Source organism: Flavobacterium aerium (genome assembly GCF_030766725.1).
Classification (GTDB): domain Bacteria; phylum Bacteroidota; class Bacteroidia; order Flavobacteriales; family Flavobacteriaceae; genus Flavobacterium; species Flavobacterium aerium.
Map to the genome: position 1 here is coordinate 89,078 of NZ_JARQWR010000001.1, position 14,591 is coordinate 103,668.

Annotated in this window: 17 protein-coding genes and 1 tRNA gene; 6 read left to right on the forward strand and 12 right to left on the reverse strand. The window is 34.8% G+C overall.

From position 1 onward, the window contains the following. Positions 1-39: 39 nt before the first annotated feature. A complete protein-coding gene (locus P6733_RS00405; RefSeq protein WP_306349598.1) occupies positions 40-918 on the reverse strand; it encodes a dihydrodipicolinate synthase family protein in 879 nt (292 codons plus the stop codon). Between the two features lie 65 nt (positions 919-983). Then, a complete protein-coding gene (locus P6733_RS00410; protein WP_306349599.1) occupies positions 984-1,445 on the reverse strand; it encodes a cupin domain-containing protein in 462 nt (153 codons plus the stop codon). Between the two features lie 89 nt (positions 1,446-1,534). Here P6733_RS00410 and pdxR point away from each other — a divergent pair, with 89 nt between their 5' ends. Next, the gene (pdxR, locus tag P6733_RS00415; RefSeq protein WP_306349600.1) at positions 1,535-2,950 is read left to right on the forward strand and encodes a MocR-like pyridoxine biosynthesis transcription factor PdxR; all 1,416 of its coding nucleotides are present in this window, start codon (positions 1,535-1,537) and stop codon (positions 2,948-2,950) included. A 3-nt stretch (positions 2,951-2,953) separates the two neighbouring features. On the opposite strand, the gene P6733_RS00420 is transcribed toward pdxR, so the two are convergent. Beyond that, positions 2,954-3,502 (reverse strand): GNAT family N-acetyltransferase, encoded by a 549-nt coding sequence (locus P6733_RS00420; RefSeq protein ID WP_306349601.1) that lies wholly within the window; start codon positions 3,500-3,502, stop codon positions 2,954-2,956. A 179-nt stretch (positions 3,503-3,681) separates the two neighbouring features. After that, positions 3,682-4,227, reverse strand: coding sequence for a hypothetical protein (locus tag P6733_RS00425; protein ID WP_306349602.1), 546 nt, complete (start codon positions 4,225-4,227; stop codon positions 3,682-3,684). A gap of 304 nt (positions 4,228-4,531) precedes the next feature. Here P6733_RS00425 and P6733_RS00430 point away from each other — a divergent pair, with 304 nt between their 5' ends. After that, positions 4,532-4,714 carry a hypothetical protein gene (locus tag P6733_RS00430; protein ID WP_306349603.1) on the forward strand — a complete coding sequence of 61 codons (183 nt, stop codon included), beginning with the start codon at positions 4,532-4,534 and terminating at the stop codon, positions 4,712-4,714. A 15-nt stretch (positions 4,715-4,729) separates the two neighbouring features. Here the strand turns inward: P6733_RS00430 and P6733_RS00435 are convergent, their stop codons facing one another. From P6733_RS00435 to P6733_RS00445, 3 genes are read right to left on the reverse strand one after another with little or no spacing between them, the layout of a single operon-like run. Then, positions 4,730-5,206: a hypothetical protein gene (locus P6733_RS00435; RefSeq protein WP_306349604.1), complete on the reverse strand. Its 477-nt coding sequence runs from the start codon at positions 5,204-5,206 to the stop codon at positions 4,730-4,732. Between the two features lie 41 nt (positions 5,207-5,247). After that, positions 5,248-6,456, reverse strand: coding sequence for an Imm26 family immunity protein (locus tag P6733_RS00440; protein ID WP_306349605.1), 1,209 nt, complete (start codon positions 6,454-6,456; stop codon positions 5,248-5,250). A gap of 9 nt (positions 6,457-6,465) precedes the next feature. Then, complete coding sequence (locus P6733_RS00445; protein WP_306349606.1) at positions 6,466-7,221, reverse strand: hypothetical protein; 756 nt, start codon at positions 7,219-7,221, stop codon at positions 6,466-6,468. A 423-nt stretch (positions 7,222-7,644) separates the two neighbouring features. Between P6733_RS00445 and P6733_RS00450 the strand changes: the two genes are divergently transcribed. Both P6733_RS00450 and P6733_RS00455 read left to right on the forward strand, forming a co-directional pair. After that, a complete protein-coding gene (locus tag P6733_RS00450) occupies positions 7,645-7,881 on the forward strand; it encodes a colicin immunity protein (protein ID WP_306349607.1) in 237 nt (78 codons plus the stop codon). Positions 7,882-8,042: 161 nt separating this feature from the next. Next, a complete protein-coding gene (locus P6733_RS00455) occupies positions 8,043-8,549 on the forward strand; it encodes a YfbM family protein (RefSeq protein WP_306349608.1) in 507 nt (168 codons plus the stop codon). Between the two features lie 6 nt (positions 8,550-8,555). Here the strand turns inward: P6733_RS00455 and P6733_RS00460 are convergent, their stop codons facing one another. Then, positions 8,556-9,353 (reverse strand): DNA alkylation repair protein, encoded by a 798-nt coding sequence (locus tag P6733_RS00460; protein WP_306350028.1) that lies wholly within the window; start codon positions 9,351-9,353, stop codon positions 8,556-8,558. Beyond that, positions 9,347-9,994, reverse strand: a complete 648-nt coding sequence (locus tag P6733_RS00465) for a peroxiredoxin-like family protein (protein ID WP_306349609.1) — start codon at positions 9,992-9,994, stop codon at positions 9,347-9,349. Before P6733_RS00465 ends, P6733_RS00460 begins: the two co-directional genes overlap by 7 nt. A 97-nt stretch (positions 9,995-10,091) precedes the next feature. On the opposite strand from P6733_RS00465, the gene P6733_RS00470 reads away from it, so the two are divergent. Continuing rightward, the gene (locus tag P6733_RS00470) at positions 10,092-10,451 is read left to right on the forward strand and encodes a winged helix-turn-helix transcriptional regulator (RefSeq protein WP_306349610.1); all 360 of its coding nucleotides are present in this window, start codon (positions 10,092-10,094) and stop codon (positions 10,449-10,451) included. Positions 10,452-10,771: 320 nt separating this feature from the next. On the opposite strand, the gene P6733_RS00475 is transcribed toward P6733_RS00470, so the two are convergent. From P6733_RS00475 to P6733_RS00485, 3 genes are all read right to left on the reverse strand, one after another. Further along, positions 10,772-10,845: transfer RNA gene (locus P6733_RS00475), tRNA-Asn, on the reverse strand. An 84-nt stretch (positions 10,846-10,929) separates the two neighbouring features. Beyond that, positions 10,930-12,273 carry an RIP metalloprotease RseP gene (gene rseP / locus P6733_RS00480; RefSeq protein ID WP_306349611.1) on the reverse strand — a complete coding sequence of 448 codons (1,344 nt, stop codon included), beginning with the start codon at positions 12,271-12,273 and terminating at the stop codon, positions 10,930-10,932. 182 nt (positions 12,274-12,455) lie between these two features. Beyond that, positions 12,456-13,328 (reverse strand): AraC family transcriptional regulator, encoded by an 873-nt coding sequence (locus tag P6733_RS00485; RefSeq protein WP_306349612.1) that lies wholly within the window; start codon positions 13,326-13,328, stop codon positions 12,456-12,458. Between the two features lie 183 nt (positions 13,329-13,511). On the opposite strand from P6733_RS00485, the gene P6733_RS00490 reads away from it, so the two are divergent. Further along, positions 13,512-14,585, forward strand: a complete 1,074-nt coding sequence (locus P6733_RS00490) for an NADH:flavin oxidoreductase/NADH oxidase (protein WP_306349613.1) — start codon at positions 13,512-13,514, stop codon at positions 14,583-14,585. Positions 14,586-14,591: the final 6 nt, after the last annotated feature.

The window sequence follows — 14,591 nt, forward strand, 5'->3', positions numbered from 1 at the left end:
CAACAATCCCAATCGTAATCGGGATTGTTGAAAGAAGAATTACAGTGATTTTAAAATACCTTCAAGTTCTTTTGTTTCCAATGCTGTAAGCGGTTTTAATGGGCTTCGTAAGGCACCACCTTCTTCGCCTAATAATGGTAAACCTGCTTTAATCGCTCTTGGTAAACCTTTGGTTACAATAAATTTCAAAAGATCGAACTGCTTATAAAATACTTTTTGTGCTTCCTCTAAATCGTTGTTTTGAATAGCGTTGTATAAAGCAAGGTTTAATTCTGGAATTAAATTTGGAGCAGCAGTACACCAACCTGTGGCACCTGCTGCAAAAGCCGCTAAAGCCAAAGGATTAGATCCATTGAAAAATGGAACCTCTTCCCCCAATTCTTTTCTTAGATAATGCATACGTTGTACATCACCTGTACTTTCCTTGATCATTGTAACATTTGGAATTTCTAACAAACGTTTTAATAAGGCTGGAGACATATCAATTCCACTAGTTGCAGGATTGTTGTACGCCATGATGGGAATAGAAATTTGTTTGGCAACAGCATCATAGTGCTGTACAATTTCATCGTCGGATAATTTCCAATAACTCATTGGGATAATCATAACACTTGAAGCACCTGCTTTTTCGGCAAACTTTGCGTGGTAGATTGTTTTTTCAGTCGTAAGGTTTGAAACACCAACTAAAGTTGGTACACGGCCTGCGACTTGCTGAATTGTAGCTTCTGTTAAAGCTTCTTTTTCCTCATCGGTTAAGTAAGGTAAAACACCTGTACTTCCTAGTGGAGCAATGCCGTGTGAGCCATTTTGAACGAGACGTTCAACTAAACGTTTGAAAAGAGGAATATCTACTTTTTCGTCAGTGTCAAATGGCGTAATAGGATAGGCGATTATGCCTTTAAAGGGAACTGTATTCATGTTTTTTTTTGTTTAAAAATGTTGAAAAAAGACAGCCCTCAGAACTGAGGGCTTAGGAAAGAATGTTATAGGTCACGGCCTTCTTCTTCACGAAGAGCCACGCCCAAACTTTGAAGTTGTGGTGCATTCTCACAAGCAAGATATTTAGCTTCTTCAGTGTCGCTAAGATTATGATGTCTGTGCCATGCCCATGACGGAATATAAACAGCATCACCCGCTTGCCATTCTACTCTCTCGTCCTCAACTTCTGTCCAACCTTTACCTTCAATTACATATAAAACAGTTTCATATGTGTGACGGTGACGGTTCGTGGTTTGATCCGGTAGTAAACCTCCAATAGTCATACTTACATTTTTTGTAGGTAAGTCAACAAAGAATACGGGATGTTTTCTTTCTGTTGAAAATTGGTCATGTACACCTGCTTGTTCTACATTTCTGTGAATTAATTTCCCCGGCTTAATATACTGAGGTCTAGCAAAGGTTTGATGAAAATCCTTTGAGCTGAATTTTTTGTCTTTAGCTTCCATTGTATTATTTATTTAAAGATTATGAGGCAAAACTATTGTATATTTGGACTGTGTTAGTGATACAGAAATAACAAAAATAGGTAGTCCAGATGTTAAGACCTTGGGAAGTAGAAATAGAATGGAATCAAAATGATGCACAGGCATTGTATATGCAAATCGCCGATTATTTTATTGAAGTGATAAAAAATGGGAAGTTAAAAAGTGGTGATGCACTGCCAGGAAGTCGACCGTTAGCAGAATCTTTAAAGGTCAATCGGAATACGGTGGTAAAAGCTTTGGATGTATTATTAGCAGAAGGTTGGTTGGTGTCCAAAGAACGCAAAGGAACCTTTGTGGCTGAGGTATTACCCGAAGAAGAACATTTTACAACACTCAAAAGAAATATTGAAGTTCCAGAAGAATCTGTACAAAAAGCAACCTTAGTTTTTGATGACGGAGTACCCGACAGTCGATTGGCTCCTATGACAGAGTTGGTCCGTGCTTATCGACAAATATTCAATCGAAAAGCCCGTTGGCAATTAATGGGATATGCGAATGCATTAGGGGATTTGGAATTTCGAAATGCGATGGTCCAGATGCTCAATTTTAAACGCAGTATGTCTATCGCAGCCCATGAAATTTGCATTACAAGAGGAAGTCAGATGGCGATGTATTTAACTGCCCATTGTTTGTTAAAGAAAGGAGATGTAGTATTGGTAGAAAGTCCAGGTTATAAACCTGCTTGGAAAGCATTGGAAAGTGCAGGAGCAATCTTAATACCGATTGCAGTAGATAAGGAAGGTTTGGTAATACAAGAAGTAATAACAGCATTGCAACAACATAAAGGTATAAAAGCGATTTATGTAACACCACACCATCAATATCCTACAACGGTTACGATGAGTTTGCAACGACGTCAACAATTAATAGAACTATCCAATAAACATGTTTTTACGATTATTGAAGATGATTATGATAATGAATTTCATTTTGGATATCGTCCCATTTTACCCATTTCAAGCCATGCAAATATTCAAAATTATGTGTATTTGGGTACGTTAAGTAAAATTGTAGCTCCCGCATTACGGATTGGATATTTGGTGAGCAATCCTGAATTTATTGAAAAGATTAGTCAATTGAGAAAAATAATTGATGTACAAGGCGATACAATTATGGAACAGGCCGTTTTGCACCTTATTCAAGAAGGAGGTGTGAAGCGACACTTGAAAAAAGCTACTGCTATTTATAAACACCGTCGTGATCATTTTGGAAAACTTCTTCAAGAACATTTAAAAGAAAAAGTAACTTATACAAAACCAGAAGGTGGATTAGCTTACTGGATTGTGCCTAATGCAACTGTAGAGGTTCTTCAGATTGCAGATGAACTGGAAAAACGTGGAATTATGATTATCAAATCGGATAAATTTAGTTTTGATACTCCAGTAAAAGGATTTCGTTTAGGATATGCTTCTTTGACGGAAGATCAGATGAAAGAAGGGATAATGGCGTTAGCAGGATTATTGTAACGATTATTCTGCAATAAAACCATAAACGGAATCGCCTAGATTATTTAATACCTTGATGGATTTTTTAGATAAAGTAAGATCCAGAATATCATCGTCATCATCGATAAAAACCCAAATTCCTCTATCGTCTAATTCTCGTAATGCTCGGGCTTTGTCATATAAAATTGGAATGTTTACTTTTTCATAAAAAGGACGTAACTCTTGTGTACAAAAGCCTAGAGCTTCAATATTTCTGGATTTTAAATTGTTTACAATTTTACCCATTAATTCGGAGCCGTAACCTTTCTTTTGTTGGGCAGAAACAAAACCTACAAATTCAGGAAATTGATATTTGATGCCCTCAATGGTAATAGGAAGAGTATGAAAAATTCGAGCTAGTGAAACCAATTCCTTTTGAGGGTTATATAGCAAATGAAATTCACTTTGAGAAAATTCGGCTTTAAAAGTATCTTCGTCATAACCCATCCATTCTTTCACCTCCCATAAATTAATCATTATGACAATTTCAGCAGCAGTTAATTCTGTGGTAGTTTTAACAGAGTAAGTATTCATGATTTTTGGTTTTTACGGATGGATGTTTCAATGGATATTGTTTTGAAACAGAAATTCCAATCCATAACTGATACCTAGTTTGAAAAAGGTACACAGTTGGTTATAAAATGAATAGTCCAAGATAGGTAATAATTAAGGACTTACCCAATGAAAAAGCCTTTTATGCTGATATTAACAAATTACGAATTTGTTTTTTGGTTAATGTATTCAATATAATCTTGTTCCAGTTTATCAATTTCAGCAATTAGGAAATCATAGATTGTACCTGGGAAAATTTCACAATCTGGATCATAAAAACTACCGTAATCCACTGTCGTAATTCCATTGTTTGTATACGCTTTGTATAGGTTACCACTACGCTTGAAAAACAATTGACCATCTTCAATAGCATCGTCATCCTCTTGTTCTGCATACTTTTCTTCAAAATCCATCCAAGAAGGAGTTTCATCGTTGGTAGTTAATCCATAAACAAAAAAGCCATAGCCAAACTTCCAAGAATCCAATACATCGCCTTCCTGCGGTTTTGGCCAAATATCATCATTTACTTCTAGGATTAAATTACCGTAGGTTAAAAGAAATTCTTTGACATCATCACTAAACGTTAGGTTTTTGTCCTTCTCATAAGTCGCTATCATTTCTGCTGTAGGAAGATATTTTTTGGAAGTATACAACATGAAATCGTCATTCAGTTTTTCAATTCTGTCTTGGAAGTCAATTAAAGTCATAGGGGATTTTATTTTAATTTTATACGATACCCAAATATACTGGAATGTGCCGAAATATAAAGAGAAATAAGAGAATGAATTTCTATGACTTCAGTTTTATCTAAATCATATCATTTGTTGATGAAACATAAATAGAGATCACCATTAATTCACCAAAATTTGATTCTAAGCTAACCGATTGGGTCAACTCCTATGAAAAAAATGAAAGAATAAATGTGAAATGTACTTTTAAAGTAAAATAATTTAAGAAAAAAATAGTATTTTAGACAACATTATTTCAAGTGATTTAATTAATCCCAATCCAATGGAAAAAAGAACAAAGATTGTATTATTAGTGACAGTGATTTGTGCTGCAATAGGCACAGTAATGAAATTAGAAGGCCATAAAACAGGGGGCGATGTTTTATTGATGGCCTCTACTATATTGTGGTTTTGGTTACTTTATAGATTTGTCATTCATCTTAGAGATAATAGACAGTTATTTTAGTATCCGAATGTAATTTTATTTCAATTCGTAGCGTTTAAACTGTAAGTCAAATCGCTTTTGGCTGAAATTATTTTGTAAATAAGCATCTGTTAATTCCCAAATTTTATCAGCCAAATCATCATTTTCCGTAAGGATCCCTTCACCGACATCTTCGGCAGTATCACCTTGTGAGGTAATCAATTTTCGAACTAATTCACCTTTTGAAAAAGATTCAAAATAATAGGTGTCTGATACTGCAGAAATCATAAACTGAATCACGTCATAATCCTTTGGGAAAATTTCCAAATCATAGATTTGACCCAATTCCATCAAAATAAGTGTACCAGTAGTACTGCTTAAAAGATCAAAAGTGTTTTCAGCACGATAACTGCTTGTCGCTTCTTCAAAATCGACCATTGCAGCATATTGGGATGAATTCCCGATAACCAATTTAATTTCCTTTTCGTTATCAATATTCTTATTGATAAGAAGTCCAGCAAGATTGTAGCCCATACGATTTACTTTTATTGATTATATTTAGAAATTATGTTCTGTTAACTAAGATCCCATACTTTATTTTTCTTGTTTTTTTCAATCAAATCTAATAAACCTTGCCGATTTTTACAGCCTGCAATAACACAAAAATCATCATAGGATAGGTTAGGGTCAATATTGAAGGCTTTGAATATAGCCTCCTTAGTCGCTTTGTGTTTCGGATGTTGTAAATCGCCACGACCTTCTCCTTCGTATATTAAGCTCACATCAAGATTTCTCTTCGCTGCACCAGAAGAAACAATATTATTACGAAACATCCAATCGGGAACAGGATCAATGTTGTGTTTTCCTTGCTTTTCAATTCGAGCTAATCCCCAACCTAATGAGTAGTCTGTAGCTGAGTGAAAAAAGTGTAGGGGGAAATTGAGTTCTTCTGCTTTTAAAGGAAGATGGCCCACGATAGGATAAATACCACGCATCAAATTATCATCCATCATATGAAAAGAAGGAATTGTTTGGGCTTGTGCTAATGCTGTAAGATCTACCTCCAAAGTAGGAGCGGTATAGCTGTAAAGCATGACCAATTGTACTACCGTCATTAGACTATTCCATTGATGATCTTCTTCTACAAGACCTTTTTTTCGAAGCTCTGCAACATTAATTAAATGCCTACCAAAATTATATAAAGTAGGTTTTCCGTATAAATCAAATGCTATTGGAATGGCAAAAAAGTCACCACTTTGAAAGCGAACGGGTTTTGTTTTTTCTGTTTTTGTCGCTTTTAAAGTTTGAATAGTTTCCAGATGATACTCAGGTAATTGGGCTATGAAAGGAGTAATCTGCCTTTGAAAATCATGTAAAGTGACAAGATTATGAAAGACAATAGCATTGTTTTTAAAATCCAATTCCTGCTTTCCGATAGTCCATTTGGTATAAATAGTCAGTTGGTTATTAGGAACAGTTTTTATTTCAACATGAAAATAACTTGTTTTTAGCGGTGTTTCATAAATATTCGTTGGTGTAATAGGCTTTTCTTTTCCTTTACCCGTTTTTGAAAGAATATGAGTGCGTTGATTCGTTCCGATTAAAGTATCAAATTCAGTGTAATATTCAGTGTTATAAACAGAATATTGAATCGTTTTCTGGATTACATTTCCATCAAAATAACAAATCAATCCTTTTGGAAATTCAATCCGCTCCCAATGATCCTGAACTGTGTTTAACCCAAAATAAGGGCGTTGTATATTGGTGAATTCAAAACGATCCATGATTCAAAATTAGTTGTCGTACGACTTTAAATGTTTAACAAAATGCTGTTCTACCAAAGCTTTCATACCGTCGGCCAAAGGAATTAATTTTGGCGGTTGGTATTCGTGAGCATAAGTCAAAGCCTTTTCGGTAGCCAAGTCATACAATAAGATATCACCATCACTATAATACCAATATTCACCTAATTCTAAGAACGATTGATCATCAATAGTAGTTAAGGTAATATCATCAAAATCGATAGTAATACCTTCCAGTTTTATTTGAGACAAATTCATGAAAAAAGTAGAAAGCTCAGGCGGTAAAGTTACGGCCAGATATTCCTCTTTAGATTGCAAGTCTGATAATGTAACCCCTTTTTGCAGATGATTCTCCGTATCAAAAGAACGTAGTAATTGTCTGTAAAATTTCGGGTATTCTGTTTTCAAGTCCTCAAAATCTGTTCTAATTTGATCCTGAAGCGCCTTGGCTTTCAGTTTCTCCTGACGAATAAACTCCTTGAATTCTTTTTCGCAGGCAATTTTATAAGAATCATCCGGTTGTACAGTAATGTTTTGGCTTTTCAGCCAATCGTATGCGGTTAATTGTGCCGAATGTATATTCGTTAAATCTGTGCAATTACTATAAGGTTTTATTTTTAGGAATATGCGACGACCACACCATTCTTCAATAGCAATTTGGTGGACTTCAAACCAGTCCAACCAGGTAGAAGGAGTGATTTTGCCTTCCACTAAAAGTTTAAAAGTATTAATTAATTCTTGATTCATATAAAAACATAATTGTGGGGAATAATTCATTTGCATACCGCTACAGTCCTCTGTAAGCAGTTCCAGTTTAATTTTATTGTGATATCATGACCACACACTGCCTCAAATGTTGAGATGAAGCCTGTGAAATGGAAGATACAACAGTATAGAATAAAATATAAGACCACTCAACAAGAGGGAGAGATCTCGTCTTTTGGGTAAAATCGTAAACAATCATTAGCAATATGGTTTGTTTTTGGAAAAATATGTATTGAATACATACCTATTATCCAAATATAAGGAATAAAACGAACCCTCGCTTTTTTTTAATATTATCAAAAAGAAAAAATAAAGAAAAGAGGAAATTTAATGGGTTACGACCCCAAAAAAAGAGTAATCTGCAGAATTATAAAATAAGCTATATTTGATACAACAACGAGGACTATGACACGAGAACAATTAATAGAGTTAGGGACAAAAATCCTCCATAATGAAGGAGATGAAGTTGAAATGGAGAACTTAATACATCTTTTCGATGCAAATGTTCTTTATCCCAATGCGTCAAATTTATTTTTTTACCCCGAGAATTATAATGCACGAAGAGACAATTTGTACGATTATAATCCTACTGTGGAAGAAGTGGTAGATAAAGCAATGAATTATAAAGCAATTGAATTATAATATTGAGTTATTTCTATGAGTAATAGAAAATCTATCCGTTATGATGGTTTTAGAACAAGGAATGGTTAAGATTGATTAAAGAAAAATAATTGTATTAAATCTTCCTTAATATTTGAGTAGTATCAACACCGGTTGAAAAAACCAAATTAATACAATACCACATGGGAATGATAGCCGAATACTTGATGATTGATGAGGAAACTTTGCAATCCTTATTAAAACTCGATAGTGAAGAACTATCCGATGAATTATTTGATATTGAAGAAAGCGAAAAGTTTCGTTCAATTGATATTGATAAATTGTGGGATGTGTTGCATTATTTTCTTACAGGCGTTTCAGCCAGTGATCCTATAGAAGGCGATAAGTTAAGTGAAGCGGTAGTGGGGGTTCATAATTTTCATTTGGATCCCGATGCAGATTTCATCACGTATACAAAAAATGAAGAATTGAATGCTATTATTATAGCATTAGATCAAATTGATTTCAAAAAACAATCAGAAGTTTTTGATTTAATTGCATTACAACAAAACGAAATTTATCCTAAAGGCATCTGGGAAGAAAATAGAACTGAACTACTGGAAGAGCTAGAATTAGCATTGAAAAATAGTATCGAATTTTACAAAAGTGCTTTGGTGACGAAACATCACGTTATTGTAAGTATTCTATAAGTTATTTTATTTCTCAACTGTCCTCAATGCCCGTTTTACAATATAATCAGTTTCCTTAGTGTCACTTTCGCAATTCCATCGATTGCATAATTCCTGTACAAACTGTGGTTGTGTTTTGCTGGCATCATTGAGCCAATTGGCTACGCTATTCTGAACATATTTGGCTTTGTCGGAGCGTAAAGATTCAAGAAGTGAAAGTCCTAAAGCAGGATTTTGCTTTAATTCTTCAATATGCTCACACCACACACCACGGGGACGAGTAGCTTCGGTAGCGAAGCGACGAATATTTTCATTCTCATGTTGTGTCCATAAGGTTAGAATCGTAATACTTTCCAATAGTTGCTTTGTTATGGATGGACGAACTGCCATCCAGCAAATTTCCCGTACCCCAAAATGAGTATCGGCTGCAAAGAGTTGAATTTTCTCTAATTTTTCTTCAATGGATAACGATGTGTCCCGACCAATGAAATAAGTTGCCCAACAACGAACCAAATCGGAAGTGTGATGAGAAAGCTCTTTTACTAAAACAGCATCATCGTGTTGTTGTGCCAATTCGTATAAGCTTGTACCAATCGTTTCGTTGATGGTATTGACTGTTTGTTTTTTTAAGGCATTAATACGCGCTAAAATAGGCTCTAGGTATATAGTTCGATTCAATGAAGCCAATAAGTTCTCTAAAAGTAGTCGTTGATCCACAGCAAGCCATTCTACAAGATTTGCGGTTTCAATAAGCCCTTCGTTTAATTGTTTTAAAATAACAACGGGAATATCTTTGGTCGATTTTGAGCCTTTGCGTTTTATAATTGGCATAGTAATTCGATTAATTGTTCAGTAGGCATACGTTGGGTGTAATCACTATCTACAAATTTATAGCATAAAGTAGAATCTTGATCAATTATAAATAAGGCAGGAAAAGGCAATGTATTCTCAATGTTGTTGTTGAATACAGCCAATTCAATACCGAGTTGTTGGTAGTACGGAAGAACAAAATCTTGCACTTGAAAAGCAATCCCAAGTTGTTTTGCAAGACTATTATTGGTGTCGGTTAATACTTCAAAGTTGAGGTTGAGTTTTTCTACTAGTGTAAGACTATGGTCTGGGCTTTGTGGTGATATGGCGACCAATGTATAATTTTGTGTTTTAATTTTTGAAAGGGCATTTTGTAAAGCAATAAGCTCTAAATTACAATAAGGACACCAACTACCTCTGTAAAAAGTAACGACCATTTTTCCCTTTTTTAGAATATCGTGTGAATGTATAGGGATTTGTAGAGCATTTTCTAAAATGAAATCAGGGAAACGATTATTCACTTTTATGGAGTTTGCCTCTAAATTCTGTCTCTTTAAATCTAGAATAGATTGATTAAAGACTTCTAAAGTCTCTAGTGGGAGTTGAGAGGCTAATTGGGTATTGAGAAGTTCAATTTGCTTTGCTAAATCTGCCATTTGTTGAGGTTTTCATTATTTTTGTAAAGGTTGGAAATCAAAAAAGAATAGGCAATACCGCATATTTTTATCCCTATGGGAGAAAAAAATCAATAATATGAAAACAAAGGAAAGAATCGAAGAAAATAAAATTTGTCCATTGGAGATAGCGGTTAATTCCATCAGCGGAAAATGGAAAGTACCTATTGTATGGCAAATGAATGAAGGGAAAAAACGTCCGAGTGAGTTTTTAAGAGGCATTGCTAAGGTAGATCGCCGAGTATTGAATCAGCAACTCAAAGAAATGGAAGCGGATGGAATCATTACAAAGGAATCTTTTCCAGAATTACCACCTCGAGTAGAATATTCTTTAACAGAAACGGGTAAGAAACTTGTAGCAGTTTTATGGCAACTGAATGACTGGGGTAAGATATTGGTAAAAGAAAAAGGATTAGAGGAGCTTATGGAGAATAAATAAGCCTTTTTAAAGCATTGAATAATATCCCGCAGGAAAATCAGCTATTTTTGAATTGAAGTCTTAAAACAAGTCTTTATGAGATTCAAATACAATTTCTAATACGGTTGTTTAAATCCATCGAACTTTAGGTTGAGGTTTTCTTGATTTGAAGAGTAATCGCAAACCCGTTTTTGTGTTTTGAAATTGTAGAAAACAAAAAGACGTCGAATGAAAGAGAATTTTTCGTCGAGTACGATAACTTTTGGAAGTAAAAGTGAATGTAATTTGGAAACGAATAAAAACAAAAAAGACGATCATTTCTGATCGTCTTTCGTTTTGTGCTCCCCCTCTTGGGCTCGAACCAAGGACCCTCTGATTAACAGTCAGATGCTCTAACCAACTGAGCTAAGGAGGAAGGCGTATTGCCTTGTAAAGCGGTGCAAATATAGGGCTAAATTTGATTCTTGCAAATAAAAATGAAATTTTTTTTGATTTTTTTTTACTTGCTCGTTATCGCCCGATAGATATCATTTCCGTTTGCGAAAAGTAGTAGTGATATAAGTAAAACAAAACCAACTAATTGAGCACGTTCTAAGAATTTATCCGACGGTTTTTTACCCGTAATCATTTCGTATAATAAAAACATCACATGACCACCATCAAGAGCAGGAATTGGTAATAAATTCATCACCCCAAGCATAATTGAAAGCATCGCAGTACGTCCCCAAAATACTTCCCAATCCCAAGATTGTGGAAAAATATCGAAAATTGCTTTGAATCCACCTACACCTTTGTAAGCTCCAGTCTCTGGATTGAAGATTGCTTTTAGCTGTTTGAAGTAACCAAATAGTTCTTCTTTACCACGAACTAAACCGGCAGGAATAGATTCTGCAAAACTATATTTTTGATGTTGGATTTTATAATAACCCAATTTTTCTAAGTTTTCAATTTTTAACCCACCTAAAGCAACACCCAATTTACCTTCATTGTTTACTGTAACATTCACCGTTTCGGTTTTGTCATTACGTAATACAGTAGCAGGAATAGTTTGTCCTTTATGCGTGTCTAATACAACAGCAGCCTGATCAAAATAACGAATAGGAGTACCATCAAGGCTTGTGATAATATCCTGAGGTTTTAAGACAGCCTCATTCTTAGATTCTGGTGAAGGGCCAGCAACGACAAAAGGAGTACGTAGACCAATGAATGGTTTTTTCTCACCTTTCATTAATTGATCGATTAGGTCAATTGGTAAGTCGATTTTTTGTTCTACCCCATTTCTTTCAATCAATACGTTTTTAGCAAATAGCATTTTGTTTGGAATTTCATTGAATTTTTCCATTTTTACGCCATCCACTTCCAGGATTTTATCCCCTGTTTTTAAGCCGATTTGTTCTCCTACCGAAGTAGTTACCCAAATTCCATCTTTTAATTCGTTATTGTTTAGGAATAAGTTACCATAAGCATATGCCATTCCAATATAGATAATGAAAGCCAAGATAAAGTTTACTGTAACACCACCTAACATAATAATTAAACGCTGCCAAGTAGGCTTAGAACGGAATTCCCAAGGCTTTGGTTCTTCAGCCATTTGTTCCTTATCCATACTTTCGTCAATCATTCCGGCAATTTTTACATAACCTCCTAATGGTAACCATCCGATACCGTATTCTGTATCACCAATTTTCTTTTTTAATAAAGAGAACTTTATATCAAAAAATAAATAGAATTTTTCGACTCTGGTTTTGAATGCTTTGGCAGGGATAAAATGCCCCAATTCGTGTAGTACAATCAGTAAGGATAAACTCAATAAAAACTGACCAAGCTTGATAACTATTTCCATTTTTAAAATTTAGATTCTATAATAACGCACAAAAGTAACGTTTTCTCTTTTATTTATGACGAGATATTCTTTTACAGCAATTTAAAAGAATGTTAATACTTTGTCGAATACTTTTTTTGTCCAATAGTCAAAGTCAAAAAGCATGCCTAGAAGATGTTTGGCAGTTTCTGCCAGATCAATGATTAAACAGAAGCCGTAATAGTTTGTGTTTTTTCTTTCACTTGTTTTCTATAAACAGAAGGTGAAATAGTATTGTAGTTTTTAAAATACTTATTGAAGTGGCTCAAGTCGGTAAAGCCCATTTCCTGACTAATTTCTTTAATAGAAAGCGAACTGTATTGCAGCCTGTTTTCTATAAGTTTTACTTTATAACTATTCACATATTCTCGAAGTGTAACGCCAGTTTGTTCTTTAAAGAAGATACCAATGTAATGTTTGGAATAGCTAAAGGTGTCAGCCAAATGGTTTAAGTGAGTACGCTCTGCACAAAAGATATTATTATGAATATAATGTACCATTTTAGTAATCTTGTCACACTGCTTGTGTTCCGGATTGGGAATAATACTTGGGATATTACGTTTAAGAATAGAAAACACAGCTTGAATCAGGATAAATAAAGTTTCGTTATTCTGATCAAATGATTGTTCCCATTCCGATACTATAAGACGCATTAATGCATTGGTTTTCTCCATGTCTGCCTTAGATTTTAATAAAGGAAAACGGTTTCTTTTAGCGTGAATAAGCAATTCATCCAACTGTTTATACCAATAATTATGCGCTTGTATATTTTCAACTTTATCTAGATAGACATTGGTGAATTTTAAAAAAGTAAATTCTGTTTCTTCTTCAATCACAAAACTATGGTAGTCGGAAGGTGTTAGTAAAAAAAGAGCTGGGCCATCATAAAGGTAAGTGGCGCCAGATAAGGAATGTATGCCTTTTCCGCGATGAATAAAAATCATTTCAAAATGATTATGATTGTGTACAGGATGTTCCCATTCCGCTGAAATGAAATGATGAACCTTTAAAAACTCATGTTGAATATAGCGTTTCATTATAAGAAAGATACCAATTAAGCATACAAATGTACCATTTTGGTGGTGAAATCTGCCGTAATTTTACATCATAATTCAAAAGTCAGGTTTTATCCGGGATTTAGAGATATAAAATAAAACCCACATTTGACTTTTTTCAAAGCATTCAGAAACAATTACTGACAACATTTAAAACAAAAGAAAATGGCTTCAAAACTGTTCGCTCCGTTGACAATTAAAGAGATTACATTAAAAAATAGAATAGCAATTTCACCGATGTGCCAATACAGTGCCATTGATGGATTTGCAAACGATTGGCATTTAGTTCATTTGGGGAGCCGAGCGATTGGTGGTGCGGGATTAATTATACAAGAAGCGACGGCGGTATCACCAGAAGGGCGAATTTCACCAGAAGATTTAGGAATTTGGAAAGATGAACAAATTGAAAAATACAAAGCAATTACGACTTTTATTGAAACGCAAGGAGCAGTTCCTGGAATTCAATTGGCACATGCAGGGAGAAAAGCCAGTGCAGCAGCACCGTGGAATGATCGTAAAAAAGTATTGATTAACAATGGTGGATGGACGACAGTAGCACCTAGTGCAATTCCATTTAATGACGATGAAGAAATACCCGTTGCGTTAGATACACAAGGAATTCAGAAAGTAATAGAAGATTTTAAGACAGCAACCATTAGAGCAGTAGAAGCAGGGTATAAAGTAATGGAAATCCATGGAGCACATGGTTATTTATTACACCAGTTTTTATCCCCATTGAGCAATAAAAGAACGGACGAATACGGAGGTAGTTTTGAAAATAGAATACGTTTGCTATTGGAAACCGTAGCGGCGGTACAGAGTGTATGGCCTACTAATCTTCCGTTATTTGTCCGTATCTCGGCAACAGATTGGGCTGATGGTGGATGGAATGCAGACGAATCTGTGAAATTATCTCAATTATTAAAAGATCGTGGAGTTGATTTAATTGATACTTCTACTGGAGGATTGGTTTCCTACCAAAAAATTCCCGTTGGGCCAAACTACCAAGTGCCTTTTGCAGAAAGAATAAAAAAAGAAACAGGGATATTGACTGGAGCCGTAGGACTGATAACAGATCCAAAACAAGCCGATGCAATTATTGAAAAAGGACAAGCCGATTTAGTATTGTTTGCCCGTGAATCGTTACGTGATCCAAATTTAGCATTGACATTTGCAGACGCATTAAAAACGGATGTGACTTGGCCAAACCAATATGAAAGAGCAAAAAGAAGACACTAATTAATA